Source organism: Dysgonomonadaceae bacterium zrk40 (genome assembly GCA_016916535.1).
Taxonomy (GTDB): domain Bacteria; phylum Bacteroidota; class Bacteroidia; order Bacteroidales; family Dysgonomonadaceae; genus Proteiniphilum.
The window spans coordinates 657,619-673,287 of sequence record CP070276.1; the positions used below are offsets into that span (position 1 = coordinate 657,619).

10 protein-coding genes are annotated in these 15,669 nt (G+C 54.3%); 2 read left to right on the forward strand and 8 right to left on the reverse strand.

Annotated elements, in window-relative coordinates; genetic code table 11:
* Positions 1-198: 198 nt before the first annotated feature.
* The 3 genes from JS578_02925 to JS578_02935 all read right to left on the reverse strand — a co-directional run bounded on the left by JS578_02925 (position 199) and on the right by JS578_02935 (position 2,613).
* Entirely contained in the window at positions 199-1,272 is a 1,074-nt protein-coding gene (locus JS578_02925; GenBank protein QRX64226.1) for a glycoside hydrolase family 16 protein, read from the reverse strand.
* A gap of 137 nt (positions 1,273-1,409) precedes the next feature.
* Positions 1,410-1,937, reverse strand: a complete 528-nt coding sequence (locus JS578_02930; GenBank protein QRX64227.1) for a UpxY family transcription antiterminator — start codon at positions 1,935-1,937, stop codon at positions 1,410-1,412.
* Positions 1,938-2,034: 97 nt separating this feature from the next.
* Positions 2,035-2,613 (reverse strand): hypothetical protein, encoded by a 579-nt coding sequence (locus JS578_02935; protein QRX64228.1) that lies wholly within the window; start codon positions 2,611-2,613, stop codon positions 2,035-2,037.
* A gap of 229 nt (positions 2,614-2,842) precedes the next feature.
* On the opposite strand from JS578_02935, the gene JS578_02940 reads away from it, so the two are divergent.
* Entirely contained in the window at positions 2,843-4,135 is a 1,293-nt protein-coding gene (locus JS578_02940) for a helix-turn-helix domain-containing protein (GenBank protein ID QRX64229.1), read from the forward strand.
* A gap of 11 nt (positions 4,136-4,146) precedes the next feature.
* Here the strand turns inward: JS578_02940 and JS578_02945 are convergent, their stop codons facing one another.
* Positions 4,147-6,342 carry a glycoside hydrolase family 97 protein gene (locus JS578_02945; GenBank protein ID QRX64897.1) on the reverse strand — a complete coding sequence of 732 codons (2,196 nt, stop codon included), beginning with the start codon at positions 6,340-6,342 and terminating at the stop codon, positions 4,147-4,149.
* Positions 6,343-6,690: 348 nt separating this feature from the next.
* Between JS578_02945 and JS578_02950 the strand changes: the two genes are divergently transcribed.
* Complete coding sequence (locus tag JS578_02950; GenBank protein ID QRX64230.1) at positions 6,691-7,530, forward strand: alpha/beta hydrolase; 840 nt, start codon at positions 6,691-6,693, stop codon at positions 7,528-7,530.
* Between the two features lie 116 nt (positions 7,531-7,646).
* Here the strand turns inward: JS578_02950 and JS578_02955 are convergent, their stop codons facing one another.
* The 4 genes from JS578_02955 to JS578_02970 are packed head-to-tail and all read right to left on the reverse strand — an operon-like array spanning position 7,647 to position 15,427.
* Positions 7,647-9,242 carry a beta-glycosidase gene (locus JS578_02955; protein ID QRX64231.1) on the reverse strand — a complete coding sequence of 532 codons (1,596 nt, stop codon included), beginning with the start codon at positions 9,240-9,242 and terminating at the stop codon, positions 7,647-7,649.
* A gap of 11 nt (positions 9,243-9,253) precedes the next feature.
* The gene (locus tag JS578_02960; protein ID QRX64232.1) at positions 9,254-10,879 is read right to left on the reverse strand and encodes a RagB/SusD family nutrient uptake outer membrane protein; all 1,626 of its coding nucleotides are present in this window, start codon (positions 10,877-10,879) and stop codon (positions 9,254-9,256) included.
* Positions 10,880-10,893: 14 nt separating this feature from the next.
* Positions 10,894-13,923, reverse strand: a complete 3,030-nt coding sequence (locus JS578_02965; GenBank protein ID QRX64233.1) for a TonB-dependent receptor — start codon at positions 13,921-13,923, stop codon at positions 10,894-10,896.
* Between the two features lie 19 nt (positions 13,924-13,942).
* Entirely contained in the window at positions 13,943-15,427 is a 1,485-nt protein-coding gene (locus JS578_02970; protein QRX64234.1) for a hypothetical protein, read from the reverse strand.
* Positions 15,428-15,669: the final 242 nt, after the last annotated feature.

Below are 15,669 nucleotides of genomic sequence, written 5' to 3' on the forward strand. Positions count from 1 at the left end.
GATATCACAACCACACTTACATTTACTTACAAAAATAGGACAATGTGTGTAAAATAAATAGAACCATTGGGGAAAATATTCTCTATTTAATTTAATTTAACATAATAGTTGGGCCTAGAAAATGCATTGAAAAAAAAAGGGCAGCCATTCAACCGGCTGCCCTTTGCATTTTACTCCTAAGTGCTTACCGCTTTCAGTTTATCGCTCATAGAATCGTATCCAGTCTATATCGAGCGACAGTGGCAAGTGAGCACTGTTCACGTTACCCACCCAGCTGCCTCCCAATTGGGCGCTCAGAATCAGGTAGTAGTTGTGTTCGGTGAAGGGGAACTGTCCGTCGACGGCGGGCGACAAGCGGGGATAGCGAAAGGTGACCTGGTCGTTGACCAGGAAGACTACCTCATCGGTATGCACTTCCACACTGTAGATGTTGAACACCTCGCTGTTGATGCCCTGGGTGCCGTGCGCCTGGGGATTGCTCTTGCTCACATGCTGCGTGTAATCGGAATGGACAGTCTGGTAGACAAAGCTGTCGAAGTTGAGGTGCTCCATGATGTCCAGCTCCCCTCCCGTGGGCCAGCCGGCACCATCGCCCAGCATCCAGATGGCGGGCCAGAAACCTTGTCCCGATCCGTAACGGGCACGCACGTCGATCCGCCCAAGATCGAAGGTCAGCTTCTGGTTGCCCCAGAGACCACCGGTAAGGTAGGGCGAGGGGTCATCGGGATAACTGGTGTTGGCGATCGCTTTCAGGCTCAGCACACCGTCGTTTACTTCATAGAGCTCGTCGGCATCGCTCATGGTGTTGTTCCAGTCAGAACCGGCACGCGGTGTCTTGGACCATACATCCCAGTTGATCTCGCTTCCTTCGAACTGTTCTTCCCAGACCAACTGCCAGGAGTGATCCTGCGGGTAGCCTTCGCTGCTCTTGCCTACCCAGTCGGGCAGCAGCAGCTGATATTCGCAGCTCTCTCCGTCGAGGGTGACGGTGAGGGTGTTGCTGCCACTCAGCTGCGCCAGCAACAGCGAATCGTTGGGTGTGAGGGTACCCCCCTGCCCGAGGTGGGAGACCACCCCGGTAATCTGATCGGTGTATTCGATGCCCCCGATGGTAATCGTACCCGCTTCGTGGTTGATGTAGCCAAGGTAGGTCTTGCCGTTGTAGCCGAAGCCAAACGACTGCAGGGTCTCCCGCACCTCCATCGACTCCGTCTTGACGTTGCAGGAGAAGAGAAAGAGGAGGGTGAATATAAATGAAAATATTTTCTTCATAGCTTTTTTCTTGTTGTTGTTTTGTTGTTGGGGATGATCATGCCGCCGAAGCGGCATGGATCAGTCACCCCACCAGTCAATACCGCGGACAACAGAAAAAGTGACATTGCCCAGTGATATTTTTTCAGTATGATTACCTACCCTATTCGTTCAACCATAGAGGCGTTCATCTCGACGGCGGCACAGCCAAGAAGTTCGATGCGGATCACGATGGAGGACTTGCCATCGACGGTGACCAGCTCGCCGGTGAGCCCCTTGAGTGGGCCACGCACCACACGCACCTTTTCACCTGGCTGCAGGTCGCATCCGTCGAAGTTGACAGGGGTCTCGGAGAGGTCGACCATGAAGCGGAACGCCTCCATCTGCACATCGGGGATCGCAGCAGGGGTATGCTCGCCGCGCAGCACCACGTAACGGATCACTGCCGGAAGCTGCAACACCTCCAACTGTTCCACACGGTCCACATACACGAAGATCATCATCGGGATCAGTACGCGGTCGACCTGCTTCTTGCGATCGCTCCACTGCCGCACCACGCGCTGCACCGGCAGGAAGGTGGTGATGCCCATCTCCGTGAGACGGTCGCGCACCTTCTTCTCGTGATGCATCCGCGTGTAGGCCGCCAACCAAAGGCGTTCGCTGTTCTCTTTAGAATCCTTGGCCATGATTTTGAATGTTCTTCAGGAGCAAAGATAATAAAAAAACATTCAGCGATCAGTTGTTGGCCGATGGCTGAATGCTTCCTCCACAGTGTAGCCCGAATTACAACCTGAAGGAGATACCCAGCTCAAGCGCGGAGATGCCATAACCGATCTCCCCGTAAGCAGCAAATTTATCGGAGAAATGATATCGCGCTCCCACGAAGGCTGAGTAACCGATGCCGCTGGCACTGGATGCCTCCGGGGTATAACTGCCCAGGTCGTCACCGAAATACTTACTGCCAACAACGTTGTAGCCCAGCATCAACCCGGCATATGTGTCCAGTTTTTCCACGAACTGGTAGTGGAAGGCACCACGCGCACCAATCATCATGTAGCTGTACTTGTAGCCATAGGTGTCACCTCCGACTGATGTCTCCCACTTGTTCGCGGTGTAGCCAAGATAACCTCCCACGCCAATGGATCCCTTGCCATCCAGCAGGCCGTCGATGATGCCTTGCTCGAAGGAGATAGAAAGAGGCGGGATGGAGCTGCTATATCCGGTGCCACCGTAGTAGCTGCCGATTCCAAGACCGATATTCACAGCCCGCTCACCCTTTGAAAAGATATTCTGCGCATTGATGACAAAGGATGCCCCGCAAATAAATAGCACAAATGATGCAATTAGTTTTTTCGTGATCATAATTTGAATAGAGAATGTAATAAATGAGTGCCTACTCATATAGCTTTTCGGCTTCCGCTGATATTGTTCAAAACCCGTCTGAGAAAATCGCAGGCAAAGGTAGAAATTTCCCAAAACGACTGCAGGGAGGCTGTTTGCGCTGTGTAAATATGTTTTTGCATCCGGTAAAATTTCACTATTTTTGCGCTTATTTATTCATGAATCATGAAAAGAAACACAAAACAATGCAATGCCGAATAAACTTTTGTGGATGAATGAAAGGATGAGCCCCTTGACGAAACAGAAACGTCCCCTGGTCTACACCCTCATCCTGCTCCTCGTGGTTGCAGGTCAATATTTCGCCATGAAGATGCCTCTCGACCCCTTCAGGTATACCCGCCAGTCGGTCATGTCGATGCTTTGCCTCCTGGGTTTCTGTGGTGCTTTTGTGTTGATGTCCCGAAAAAAAGGGGGACGTGCCGATCTGCTTTTCGCCTTCCTGATGTTCACGATCGGACTTACCAACCTGATCTCTCTGATAAAAGGATTGACCACCGGATATGCCGGAGTGGTGGAATACAGGTATCTCTCACTCTCCATGCTGGTCTACGGCAGCACCTTCGCCTATTTCTATCTCCTCTACCCCATCGAAGCGTTCCGGCCCGGCTGGCTTACACTGAAAAGGGCTCTCTTGCTTTTTCTGCCCACCCTGGCAATCATGGGACTCTATCTCCTTGCTACCAAAGTATTTCGGGTGACGGTGCCGGTGATCGACGACTGGAGCGATCTGACCCGTGAGTTTTGGAATGTGACGGTCTGGCTCCGCCTCCTGGTCCTTTTCTATCCCATTTTCGGACTGGCAATCATGCTCCGCTACCGAAAAAACTACAAGGAGTGGTGCGAAAACAATTTTGCCTCGATGAAGGATATCGACAGCAAATGGCTGGGAGATTACATCTTCGGCAACTTCGTAATCACCTTTTCATGCCTGGTAATCGTCTTCAGCAACAACCCCCGCAGTGTATTGGTGCACAACATCATTTTCCTCTGTTTTTTCCTCTACGGATTTCATCGCGTCTTTTCCCGCAAGAATCCCTATCCCGAAGGTTATTTCAAGGCAAGCATGAACGAAACAAAGGCTGTGATGAGTGAAACCGGTGAGCAGGATCAAAAATCGCAGAGTCACTTTGCAAGGAGATTGCCGGAGTACAGGGAGAAACTGGAACAGTGGATGGAGCATGAGAAGCCATACCTGCGCAAAGATTTCAAGCTGACCGATGCCATGGAGATACTGCCGCTGAACCGCAGCTACCTCTCACGCCTCTTCAACGAGGGATATGGCGAGAGCTTCTATCAGTTCGTGATGCGCTATCGTATTGCGGAGAGCAAACAGCTGCTCCTGTCCCGTCCGGACCTCACCATTTCCTCGATTGCAGGGATGTCGGGATTCAGCTCTCCCTCTGTCTTCGGGAGAGCTTTCACCCAGGAGATGCAATGCAGCCCCATGCAATGGCGCGAGAGGGAGCTGACTTCCCTATTATAGTTTCTTCAACATTATAATTTCTTCAACCCTTTTGCCTGAGACTTGTCGGTTACCGGAACAATCGAGATCGCGTAGCCGCCGCCCGGCGCGGAGCGCTGCGTCAGCTTCGACTTGCTGGTCACCTTCACCTTGCGAATGGTGTAGGCTTGCGGGTTGCTCTTGTAATGGGCATCGGGCGTATCGGCATAAATGGTGGCGATGTAATCCCTCCCCTTCTCCAGGAAATCGAAACTGATCTTTGAGGTGAAGGGCTCGTTGCCTGCGGTGTTGCCCACGAACCAGTTGTCGCTGCCCTTCGCCTTGCGGGCCACGGTGACATAGGCGCCCGGCTCAGCCTCCAGGTAATGGCTTTCATCCCAGTCGAGTGCCACATCCTTGATGAATTGGAACGCGTCGGGGAAGCGCATGTAGTTTTCCGGCAGGTCGGCCGCCATCTGCAGGGGACTGCTCATGGTGACGTAGAGTGCCAGCTGGTTGGCGATGGTGGCGTTGACGTGCGAGTCGTTGTTGGGGTTGAGCTTGGAGATATCCTGCTCGAAGATGCCGGGGGTGTAGTCCATCGGCCCGCCAATGAGTCGCGTAAAGGGGAGGATGGTGACATGGTTGGGCTTGCTGCCGCCGAACGCCTGGTACTCAGTGCCACGGGCGGACTCGTTACCGATGAGGTTGGGCCAGGTGCGGCTGATGCCGGTGGGGCGCACCGCCTCGTGGGCGTTGACCATGATCTTGTATTGGGCCGCTTTCTCGATGGCGTACTGGTAGTGGTTGTTGATCCACTGGCTGTAGTGGTTCTCACCACGCGGGATGATGTCGCCCACGTAGCCGCTCTTCACCGAGGGGTAATCGTAGCGGTTCATCAGCTCGTATGCCTTGTCGAGGTGCCTTTCGTAGTTGCGGATGGAGGAGGAGGTCTCGTGGTGCATCATCATCTGCACCCCCTTGCTCTTCGCATAGCGATGGATCTCGTCGATGTCGAAGTCGGGATAGGGGGTCTGGAAGTCGAAGACGAAATCTTTCGAATTGCCGAACCAGTCTTCCCAGCCGATGTTCCACCCCTCCACCAGCACGGCGTCGAAGCCATGCTCCGCGGCGAAGTCGATGTAGCGCTTCACGTTGGCCGTGGTGGCGCCATGGCGACCGTGGGGCTTCACCTTGGTATAGTCGGTAATGCCTATCTGCACCGACGGCAGGTCGGCAGTGTAGGACCAGTCGCTCTTGCCGGTGATCATCTCCCACCAAACGCCTACATATTTGGTGGGCTTGATCCAGGAGGGATCTTCAATCCTGGAGGGTTCATTCAGGTTGAGCGTGATGCGCGAGGCGAGGATATCGCGGGCGTCGTCGCTCACGATCACCGTACGCCAGGGGGTGTGGGACGGGGTCTGCAGGTGTCCCTTGCTGCCGTTGGCATCGGGGGTCACCCAGCTGCGGAAGGTGAGGCTCTCCTCATCCAGGTCGAGGTGCATGGCGCCGTAGTTGATCAGTGCCGCCTCGTGCAGGTTGATGTAGAGGCCGTCGTCGCTCTTCATCTGGAGGGCTGTCTGCACGCCCGTGTCGGAGAAGCCGGTCTGCGACAGGTTGCCCTGGCGGCCGGCACGGTTGATGCTGCCGATCTCGGAGAGGCGTGAGGTGATGTAATCATACTCCTGCGTGTCATAGTCGCCCGGAATCCAGAACGCCATGTGGTCGCCCGTCATGGCGAACTCGGTGAGCTCCTCGCGCACAACGAAGTAGACCAGCTCCTTCTGCTGCGGAAATTCATAGCGGAAGCCGAGGCCGTCGTTGAAGAGGCGGAAGCGGACGATCATCTCACGGCCGGTGGCCTCCTGCGCCAGGCGTACCGCCAGCTCGTTGTGTTGGTCGCGGATGGTGCGGCTCTCGCCCCACACCGGTTCCCAGGTCTCATCCACGCTGTTCCTTTCAGCCGCCGCCAGGTGGAAGCCGTCGTAGAGCGAGGTGCGGGGGTCGCTGCTCTTGCGCACCTCCTGGCCGAACGTGGCGTTCTCACTGCCGGTGAGCTCCAGTCCCAGGCGACTGGGACGAATCACCTCCCGCCCCTTGTAACTGAGGCTGTAGGCGGGCACACCTCCCTCTTGGAGTGTGAACCGGAGGGTCAGCTGTCCGTCGGGTGAATGCAGCTCTTCGGCTGTCAGGTTCTGCTGCAGTGCCACACCTTCCTGGTGCGCAGTGATCACTTCTGCCTGCATTGTCAAGCTTGCCAGTGCCAGGCAGCTACTCAAAATCAACTTCTTCATAGGAATATATGTTTATTCAGTTTTTATGTCTCTGCGGGCAAATATAGAGTATTTATCTGCTCTGCAACAAGAATCAGCTTAGAATCACACCCCGTTGTTAGGCAATCGTTGGCATGAATGTTAAGTTGTAAGCGATCAGCGACAAGCGATCAGCAGTAGTTCCTGCATAGTTGTTCCAATTTTATTCAACTTTCTATGCAAAAACAGTTAATTTTGTCAATCACATCGGTCACAATCGCACGTTGTAACAGGGTTCGATTGGTCTGGGTGTCGATTGACACTTCATCAAAATATCGAAATATGAAACATCTGAACCTTATCCTGCTCTTCCTGATAGCCTCGCTCACATCGCTGACGGCACAGGAACCGAAGTTCACGGAGTACCCGCTCAACACGGTGAAAGAAAAACCGAAGGCAGATATGGATCCAAAAAAGGGGCTGACGGCACCCTCACTGCGCATCTACCTGCCGGAGGCGGAGAAGGCGACGGGACGGATGGTGATCGCACTGCCGGGCGGTGGCTACAGTGGATTGGCAATGTTCCACGAGGGGTACGACTGGGCCGAATATTTCCTCAGCAAGGGGATCGCCTTGGGTGTACTCAAATACCGCATGCCGGCCGGGGATCACAGCATCCCCTATGCCGATGTGCAGGCTGCATTCAACATGGTACTGGAGCATGCTGCAGAATGGAAGGTGAACCCGGAACAGATCGGCATCATGGGCTCCTCGGCAGGAGGACATTTGGCTTCGACCTTTGCCACCCACGCTCCGGTAGTTGAAAAGCCTGCCTTCCAGATATTGCTCTACCCGGTGATTACGATGGACCCGCTCCTTACCCACAGCGGTTCACGTAGGAACCTGCTGGGTGAGAACCCATCGGAAGAGCTCACCAACCGCTTCTCAAACGAGCTGCGCGTAGATGGCAACACCCCACCCGCTTTCATCATCTTCGCCGCCGACGACAGGGCGGTGCCCCCCGCCAACGGACTCCGTTACGCGGAGGCGATGACACGGCACGACCGGCCGGTCACCTTCCTCCTCTACCCCACCGGCGGCCACGGCTTCGGCAACCGTGAATCGTTCGCCTACAAGAAACAGTTCCTGCTGGAGCTGGACCGCTGGTTGGAAGGGCTCTGAACAATTCATCAGGAAGCAGGCGTTTTGTTGTCCTGAAAGGCGACATAAAAAAACAAGCCGACACTCTTTACAAGAGATGCCGGCTTGTCGTATGTTCCAAAATAATGATTGCGGCGTCAGAGCTGATAGACCACTGTGGTGACGCTTGCAGCATCAAGCACAACCGGTTTGCCCGGGGCAAATACCGCCTCCTGCAACTCCTTCACCGTAGAGGTGGTGTAGGTCTTCACCGCGGCACTGCTGTCCCAGCCCTTGCGTGTCTCGGTGAGCTGCACCGGCTTGTCGCTAAGGTTGGTGTAGACAGCTACCAGCTGCCTCCCGTCGGGGGAGAGATAACCGGAACCAAAGAAGCTACGCGACTCGTTCATGGAGAGCTCAATCCGCTTGTAGCCGGGACGAATGAATCGGCTGTAATTGCCCAGCACCCACAGTGTGGGCGTGGCTGCAAATGTGCCATCACCCGACATCACATCGCCCCACTCGCCCCCGTCGGGTGTGAGGGAGATGAGCAAGAATCGGTTCTGGTGGCCCCAGTGCGCCACATCCATGGCTGTCCAGAAGCTCCAGGAGGTGACACCGGCCACTGTGAGGTCGTTGTGTATTACCTTCGACATATAAAGCGCAATGTCCATCGTGGTGGCATTCTCATGACCCACATATTCCGATGAACTGTAACCATCGCCGATCATACTCCATTCGCTTTGCCATACCTCCAGATTGTACTGACGGGCAATCTCTGCCACATTCGATCGTACCGTACGCATGCCCTCCCACGAGCCATCGGTCCAGTAGCTGTGACCGCTAATCAGGTTTTTGAGATGCTTCAGGTCACCGACATAGGTTGGTCTTTCAGGATTGAAGAAATCGGCAACCACATAGCTGCGGGCACGATCACCCTTGCTCTTGTAGAAATACTCCCAGTCGCCCGACTCACCAAGCAACATGTCAACGGGAAGATTTCGCTCGTTGAGAGCACGATCCAGTTCCCTGGCCAGTGTAGCTATCTCATCGTTGGTCCATCCGCTGCCCTCCTGGTCGTGACCCTCCCAGTTGTACTGTGGTTCATTCACCGGTGAGATGTGGGTGATGTTGTATCCATCCGCATGAAAATGGGAGGCCACATCGGCCAGGTAATCTGCAAAATCGTCAAAATATTCACTTCTCAGGTTGGCATACCCACCCCGGTCGGAGCGACCCTGACCGTTGTAGGTATACTGCACCGGAGGGGAGTTGCTGAACAGGATGAACTGCTCCACACCCAGCTCACGGGCACGCTGCATGAAATAACGCTGTCCCATGCACTTTTCCCAGTCATAGCTCCCGTCAGCGGTCAGGAAGCTCTCGGCACGCCGCGTGATGGTGTTGATACCGCTGGCATCACCCTGCTCTGCCGAACCGGCACCCAGGTTGACACGCCACATGGAGAGGCCGATTCCTTTGGGCTGTCCATCAGCGATCTCCTGTGAGAAGAGCAGCTCGCTGAGGCGGTCACGGCTCCCGGTCCAGTACTTGCCTACCCAGGCTGGCTGCCAGGCATCGGAAGCACCGAAGCCGGCAACAGTCTGGTAGGTGAGCGCTGCATTGAGGGTTACCTGCTTCTCTACCGCATTGGAGGGAACCGGCTCTTCCAGTTTCTTTTCATCCTGCTTGTCACTGCAGGCAATCATCCCTCCTGCCAGCAAGGCAAGTACCCAGATACCGATTCTATTCATTACACCCATCATCAATTCCATCCGGGATTCTGGGTGATGGATCCATTCGACATTGTAATCTCGTACAAGGGTATCGGGAAGAGCAGGTCGCGATCTTCACGGAAGGTCGATCCCTTGTCGCTCGACTCACGCTGGTTCTCCCACTCATAGGGATCACGCGTGTCGGGGTTGTTGTTCCAACGGACAAACGATCCATTCTCACCCATGAGGTTGCTCATCACCTTCTTGCCATTGTCATCCACCCAGCGACGGATGTCGTAGAGGCGGTTCTGCTCGAAGGCAAGTTCCAGGCGGCGCTCGGTGCGGATCAGCTGACGAAGATCGTTGCCACCGGCAGTGACTGCTGGCAAGTCGACACGTGCACGCACTTCGTTGAGGGCAGCTCGCGCTGACACATCGTCACCGGTCTCATTGCAGGCCTCGGCATAGAGCAGCAGGATATCGGCGTAGCGCAGCAGGCGGTGGTTGAGGGGTACCTTGTCGATATTGAACACTTCGGGACGTTTTGACAGCGGGATGTAATACTTGCGCATGAGACGGGCCGACTTGTGCTTGGAGGGATCAACGGCATAGGTGCCGTCACCATTCTGGTCACCCTGCAGCTCGATTACCTCTTCAAAGTCAGGCTCACCGGCAATGTCTGCATCACCATGCTTGATGATTGTCCAGCGCAGACGCTCGCTGTCGCCGGCCTCCAGATAAGCATTCTCAAGGTTCGCAGATGGAAGACCCCAGGCCCAGCCATCCTGATCGCCACCGGAACGGTTGCCGGCAACTACGGAGAGACTGCCACCAAGCGCATAGACACCATCGTAGGTGAACTGCACCTCGAACAGCGACTCCACGCTGTTGTCGTTATCGATATCCCACACATCGCCAAAGTTATTGAGCAACTGGTACTCCCCTTCGTCGATCACTGTTTTCAGTGCTGTCTTTGCCTCGTCCCACTTCCCTTGGTAGACATAGACCTTACCCAGGAAACCGAGAGCGGCACCACGTGTGGCACGACCTACCTCGTTGTCGGACTGACTGCTACGCTGGGGCAGCACTGCTGCTGCATCCTGCAGGTCTTTCTCAATGAAGGCGTAGACCTCCTCGGCGCTGTTGCGTTCGATGCCCTGAATCTCATCGGGCATGGCAAAGCTCTCTACGATGGGTACACCACCAAAGTTCTTCACCAGCTCAAAGTAATAGAATGCACGAAGGAACTTAGCCTCGGCAATGAGTCGTGCCATCTTGGCCTCATCGGTGATGGGTGCTTCGGCAATCTTGTTGATGGCGATATTGGTACGCAGGATGCCCTTGTAACGATACTGCCAGAAGTTGGAGATGAGACCGTTGCTCTGTCCATTGCTCTGGAAGAAGGCGAGAGAGGTGTAATCACTCTGCTGGGTGGTGTTGCCCATCCAGCCGTCGTCACTGGTCATCTCGGAGAGCAGCCAGACGGTGTTAACCTGCCACCAGCCATTGAAGGTGAGGGCATTGTAGCAACCGGTCACAAACGACTCAGCTTCGGCTTCTGTCTTGAAATAGGTGTCCAGGTTCTCCTGGCCTCTCACCTCCTCCTCCAGGAAATCGGAGCAGGAACCAATCAGTATGGTGAGAATCAGTGCTGGAAGGATATAATATTTTTTCATATGCATCGGGGATATTAAAATTTAAAATCAATACCGAACAGGAACGTACGGGGATTGGGATATGCAATGCCATCGATACCGGTCTCGATCACGCTTCCGTCAAGCAGCGGACGCTCAGGATCCATACCGGAGTAACCGGTGATGGTGAACGGATTCTGTGCCGAGAGGGAGAGACGCAGGTCCATGCCGCCGACAAACTTCTTCGGCAACGTGTAACCGAGCTGCATCAATTTCACACGCAGGTAGGAACCATCTTCCACGTAGAAGCTGGATACACGCGTGTAGTTCTGGTTGGTGTCGTTGGCCGAGAGACGGGGGATGTCCGTACTGGTTCCTTCACCGCTCCAGGCTTTTGCCAGCGTACCGGCATAAACATTCTGGCCGCTCACACCGGAGTAGAGACCCTTGGTCTTGTTGTAAATGTCGTTGCCGAGGGTGCCGTAGAAGTTGGCCGAGAAATCCCAGTTGCGGTAGTTGACACCAATGTTCGATCCTACCATCAAATCGGGATAGGGATTGCCGATCCATGTCTTGTCATTCTCATCGAGCACTCCGTCGTAGTTCCGGTCGGTGAAGCGAATGTCGCCCGGACGCGCGTCGCGCTGGATAAGACGGCCATGCTCATCGGTATGGGCATTGACCTCTTCCCAGTTCTGGAAGATGCCGTCGGCAAGGTAGCCATGGAAGCGGCTGATGAGTCCGCCATCCTCGTTGCGGATGATCTGGTCGCCATTGAAGCCGCCGGTGAGGATGGGTCCGTCACCTGAGAACTTGATGGCTTCGTTGCGTACCTGGGACAGGTTGAGTCCCACCTGATAGCCGAAGTCACCCACTTTGTCGCGCCAGTTAAGTCCCAGCTCCCATCCGCTGGCTTTCATGCTGCCGATGTTCATCCATACCTGACCGTTCCAGTCGGGATAACCGGTAACAAAGACGTTCTGCTTGCGGTAGAGCATGTCGTGCGACTTCTTCTGATAGAGATCGAAGATCACATCCAGCCTGTTGTCGAGGATGGTGAGATCGATCCCGAAGTTGTAGTCTTCCACTGTCTCCCAGCGCAGGTTGCTGTTGCCCACCGAGGTGATGGTGGTGCCGGGAACACGTGTCGGCGTATTGCCAAAGACATAATCGGAGGAACCGATGGTGGAGATATAGGCTGAGTTGGCAATGGACTGGTTGCCCACGCGTCCCCACCCTAGACGTATCTTCATGTTATCGATCAGATCCTGATCCAGCATGAACGACTCGTTGCTGACACGCCAGGCGGCCGATACCGAAGGGAAAGTAGCATACTTGTTGCCTGTGGGGAAGCGGGAAGAGCCATCCACACGCACCGATGCGGTGAGGTAGTAGCGATAATCGAAATGATACATCACACGACCCAGGTAGGATACAAGCGTGTTGTAGCCGGTGTTGCCGCTTGCTTTCTGGTTCTGTGTACCGGCACTCACCTCCTGCAGGTTATCGCTGTTGTTGGGGATATCCTCGCTGGAGCCGTTGAGCCAGTAGTTGGCAAACTTCTCGGCAGTGAAACCGGCCATGGTGTTGAGGTGATGCTGCTCACCCACTGTGAACATATAATTGGCCGTGTTGGTCCAGTTGTAATCGAACCACTCGTTCATGGAGCGGGAGGCAACACTGAGGTCCGACTTCTCGAGTGCATCGATGAAGAACTCAGGTGTGAAGGAGTCGCTGCGACGGAACTGTGCGTTGACACCATACTGAGTGCGGAGCGTGAGTCCTTCAATGGGACTGATCTCCAGATAGGGGTTCAGCAGCATGCCATAGAGACGGCTGTGTGCATTGGCGCGGGCCAGTGAAGCACGGGGGTTCCACTCCTGGTTGTTGTATGAACGGGCATAGTTGTTGTAGATGTTTTCACTCCACTCCTCTTCGGGACGATAGATGGGCGTGGTGGGGTCCATAGACATTGCAGCCGAGAAGAGGTTGGGTGTATTGTCCCACGACTCCACACGGGGAGCGAGGTTGAAACCGAGCTTCACAATTCTGTTGAAGGTGTACTCGGTATTGAGGCGGGTGTTGATCTTATCCCAATAGCCCACGTCATATTGTGAGTTGTTGCGGAAATAACCGAGGCTCAGGTTGTAAACAAGCTTGTCGTTGCCACCGGCAACGCTGAACTGGTAGTTTTGCACCATCGCTGTTTTGTTGACGGTCTCATTCCACCAGTCGGTACCTTCCGCATCGGTATAACCATCCTTGCCGTTCCACACCGGTGTGCGACCATCGTTGGTGTAACGGGTCTTGAACACCTGCTCATATTCAGAAGCGCCTGCCATGCCGGGATCAGAGAGCGTCTGAAAACCGGTACCGGCACTGAAGTTGAAGCGGGGTTTCCCTGCCGACCCCTTCTTGGTGGTGATCAGGATCACACCGTTGGAGCCTCGCGTACCATAGATGGCAGCGGCAGAGGCATCCTTGAGCACTTCCATCGATTCGATGTCATTGTTGTTCAGGAAGTTGATATTGTTACCCACGGGCATGCCATCCACCACGTAGAGTGGATCGGTACCGTTAACGGTGGTGACACCGCGGATGAGCACCTTGGGAGTGGTGCCGGGACCGCCACCACTGGTGATCTGCACACCGTTCACCTTGCCCTGGAGGGCATCCATGGCATTGCCGGTGATCACCTCGGTGATTTCTTCTCCTTTCACCGTTGAGATGGAGCTGGTGAGGTCGCTCTTGCGCACCACTCCATAACCCACGACGACCAGCTCATCGAGCAGCTCGGTCGATTCCTCCATCACCACATTGATGGTGTTGCGTCCACTGATGTTCACCTCAACCGTTTCATAGCCGATGGTAGAGAAGATGAGCACGCCATCGCTTGCCACATTGTTCAGTTCATATTCCCCGTCGAGACCGGTCATGGTCCCGTTGTAGGTTCCTTTCACCTGCACGGTTGCTCCTATCATCGGCTCACTGTCGGTGGCAGATGTGACTACACCTTTCACGGTTATCTGTGCGTGGGTGTAGAAGGAGACAAGTAACAGGCACAGTATGATTAATTGTTTTCTCATGTCGAATTTTGTGTTATAATTAGTTTGCCGGAATCATTTTGCCTCTGCCGAGGTGTGCATCGAAATAGAACCTGTAGCTGCCGGAGACCTGTACAACAGGCTTGGCCCAGTTGTCCATACCCTTCTTGCCGGTCCACTCGGGGTTCACCTTGTCGCCGTAGTAGTCGAATTTCTCAGGATCGGCAGAGTTGTCGACACGCCAGGTGCAGTAGTTCCACCAGCCATTGCTGTGCCAGTTGTGGATGATGAAGTTCATCTGCTCGCCTGCTTCGAGCACCAACGGATCTTCCAGCCAGAAGCGGTGCGGATTTTGAGGATCCTGCACGAAGCGGGTGATGTCACCGGGACCGCTGGTGGTGTATCCGAAGTAGAATTCCTGCAACCATGAGCCACCGTCGAACCATGTATCGAGGCTGATGGAGCCATACACGTGCGGGATGGGATCGATTGCTTCTGATACGGGATAGGTGCTGATGCTGTAGTCGCCGCTCTGCACGTTGAAACGTATCAGGTAGTAGACACCGGCTTCATTGAGCACGATGGGCTGTGCTACCTCCGGATCATCTGTCAGCTTGCTGTTGTCGAGGGGATCGATGCCGAAGCTGATGGGCGAGAAGTCACTGCGCTGCGGGAGGAAGAAGATCTTCGTGCCGGCCGCAGCATTGTAGTAACGTGCTTCATATTCATATTCGCCTGTATGGTCAATCAGCATGGGTACGCCAAACACGTCGCTGTTCAGCTGCTCTGCCGTCTCCACGTCGCTGAGCCACATCTTCGGGAAGTCGGGCATCTCGCTCACGGTGATCACGCTTGTGCGGGTGACACTGTGGTCGAACTTGTCGGTAGCCGTGATGGTGAGGTTATAGGTAGCAATCTCGGAGGGTACCACAATGGGGTCACTGTAATCGAGTCTGTTGCCGTTGGTAAAGGAGGTGATCTCCTTCAGGTAGTCCAGCTCGGGGATGGCGACTGTCACTGTTTCCAGTGCCTTGTCGTCGCTTACCGTGAACTTCACATTCAGACGCGTGGTCTCCTTGAGGAGAACAGTCATCTCATCCGAGGGAGCAGCGTTGAACACGGGAGCAACGAAATCACCATCCATGGTGATGAGCAGATCCTGCGTCACTTCGCGTCCACCAACATCCACAACAGTCACCTGCACGGTGAATGAGTCGCCAATCTCATCGGCATTTGTCTTGAAGCTGTAACTCAGGTCGTACGACTCGAGGGGCTTCTCGTAGATCTTGATGATGTCGATGGTCTTGTTTAGCTGCAACGGAGAGCACAACAGACGGATGGCAGCTATTCCGTCCTTGTCGGTAACCAACCCTTCAATTGTAAAGGTTCGTCCTGCTTCGGTCTGAATATGAGCCGAAGTGAGTGTGAGCGTGGGTGCTGCTCCGTCAACATCACCCCACTGGGGATCATCGTCGCTGCAGGCATTCCATCCGAAGAGGAAGAGTGCACTCAAACCCATGAGCAATAAAAATTGTCTTGTTTTCATTAAGAGTTTAATTGTAAAGGTTATTAATCAATTTTTTCAACTGTATCAGCTTGTGTTCACACAGTGCTGGACGGGATGCGTTGCATTGCGTTGCAGTCCCGCCGATGTCCGGTAATACAGTGTGCAAATATAGAGATTACTATTGCTGGGGATGGACTGAAATTGCTCAAATAGGGACTGTTTTTCGTCATTAACACGTGCCACGCCTCTCCTTACAAACTGAAAACCTTTATATTAACATT

What these genes read in the sequence shown, in the direction of transcription:
- JS578_02925 (QRX64226.1), bottom strand. Translation starts at nt 1,272, where the DNA reads ATGAAGAAAATATTTTCATTTATATTCACCCTCCTCTTTCTCTTCTCC.
- JS578_02930 (QRX64227.1), bottom strand. Translation starts at nt 1,937, where the DNA reads ATGGCCAAGGATTCTAAAGAGAACAGCGAACGCCTTTGGTTGGCGGCC.
- JS578_02935 (QRX64228.1), bottom strand. Translation starts at nt 2,613, where the DNA reads ATGATCACGAAAAAACTAATTGCATCATTTGTGCTATTTATTTGCGGG.
- JS578_02940 (QRX64229.1), top strand. Translation starts at nt 2,843, where the DNA reads ATGCCGAATAAACTTTTGTGGATGAATGAAAGGATGAGCCCCTTGACG.
- JS578_02945 (QRX64897.1), bottom strand. Translation starts at nt 6,342, where the DNA reads ATGCAGGCAGAAGTGATCACTGCGCACCAGGAAGGTGTGGCACTGCAG.
- JS578_02950 (QRX64230.1), top strand. Translation starts at nt 6,691, where the DNA reads ATGAAACATCTGAACCTTATCCTGCTCTTCCTGATAGCCTCGCTCACA.
- JS578_02955 (QRX64231.1), bottom strand. Translation starts at nt 9,242, where the DNA reads ATGAATAGAATCGGTATCTGGGTACTTGCCTTGCTGGCAGGAGGGATG.
- JS578_02960 (QRX64232.1), bottom strand. Translation starts at nt 10,879, where the DNA reads ATGAAAAAATATTATATCCTTCCAGCACTGATTCTCACCATACTGATT.
- JS578_02965 (QRX64233.1), bottom strand. Translation starts at nt 13,923, where the DNA reads ATGAGAAAACAATTAATCATACTGTGCCTGTTACTTGTCTCCTTCTAC.
- JS578_02970 (QRX64234.1), bottom strand. Translation starts at nt 15,427, where the DNA reads ATGAAAACAAGACAATTTTTATTGCTCATGGGTTTGAGTGCACTCTTC.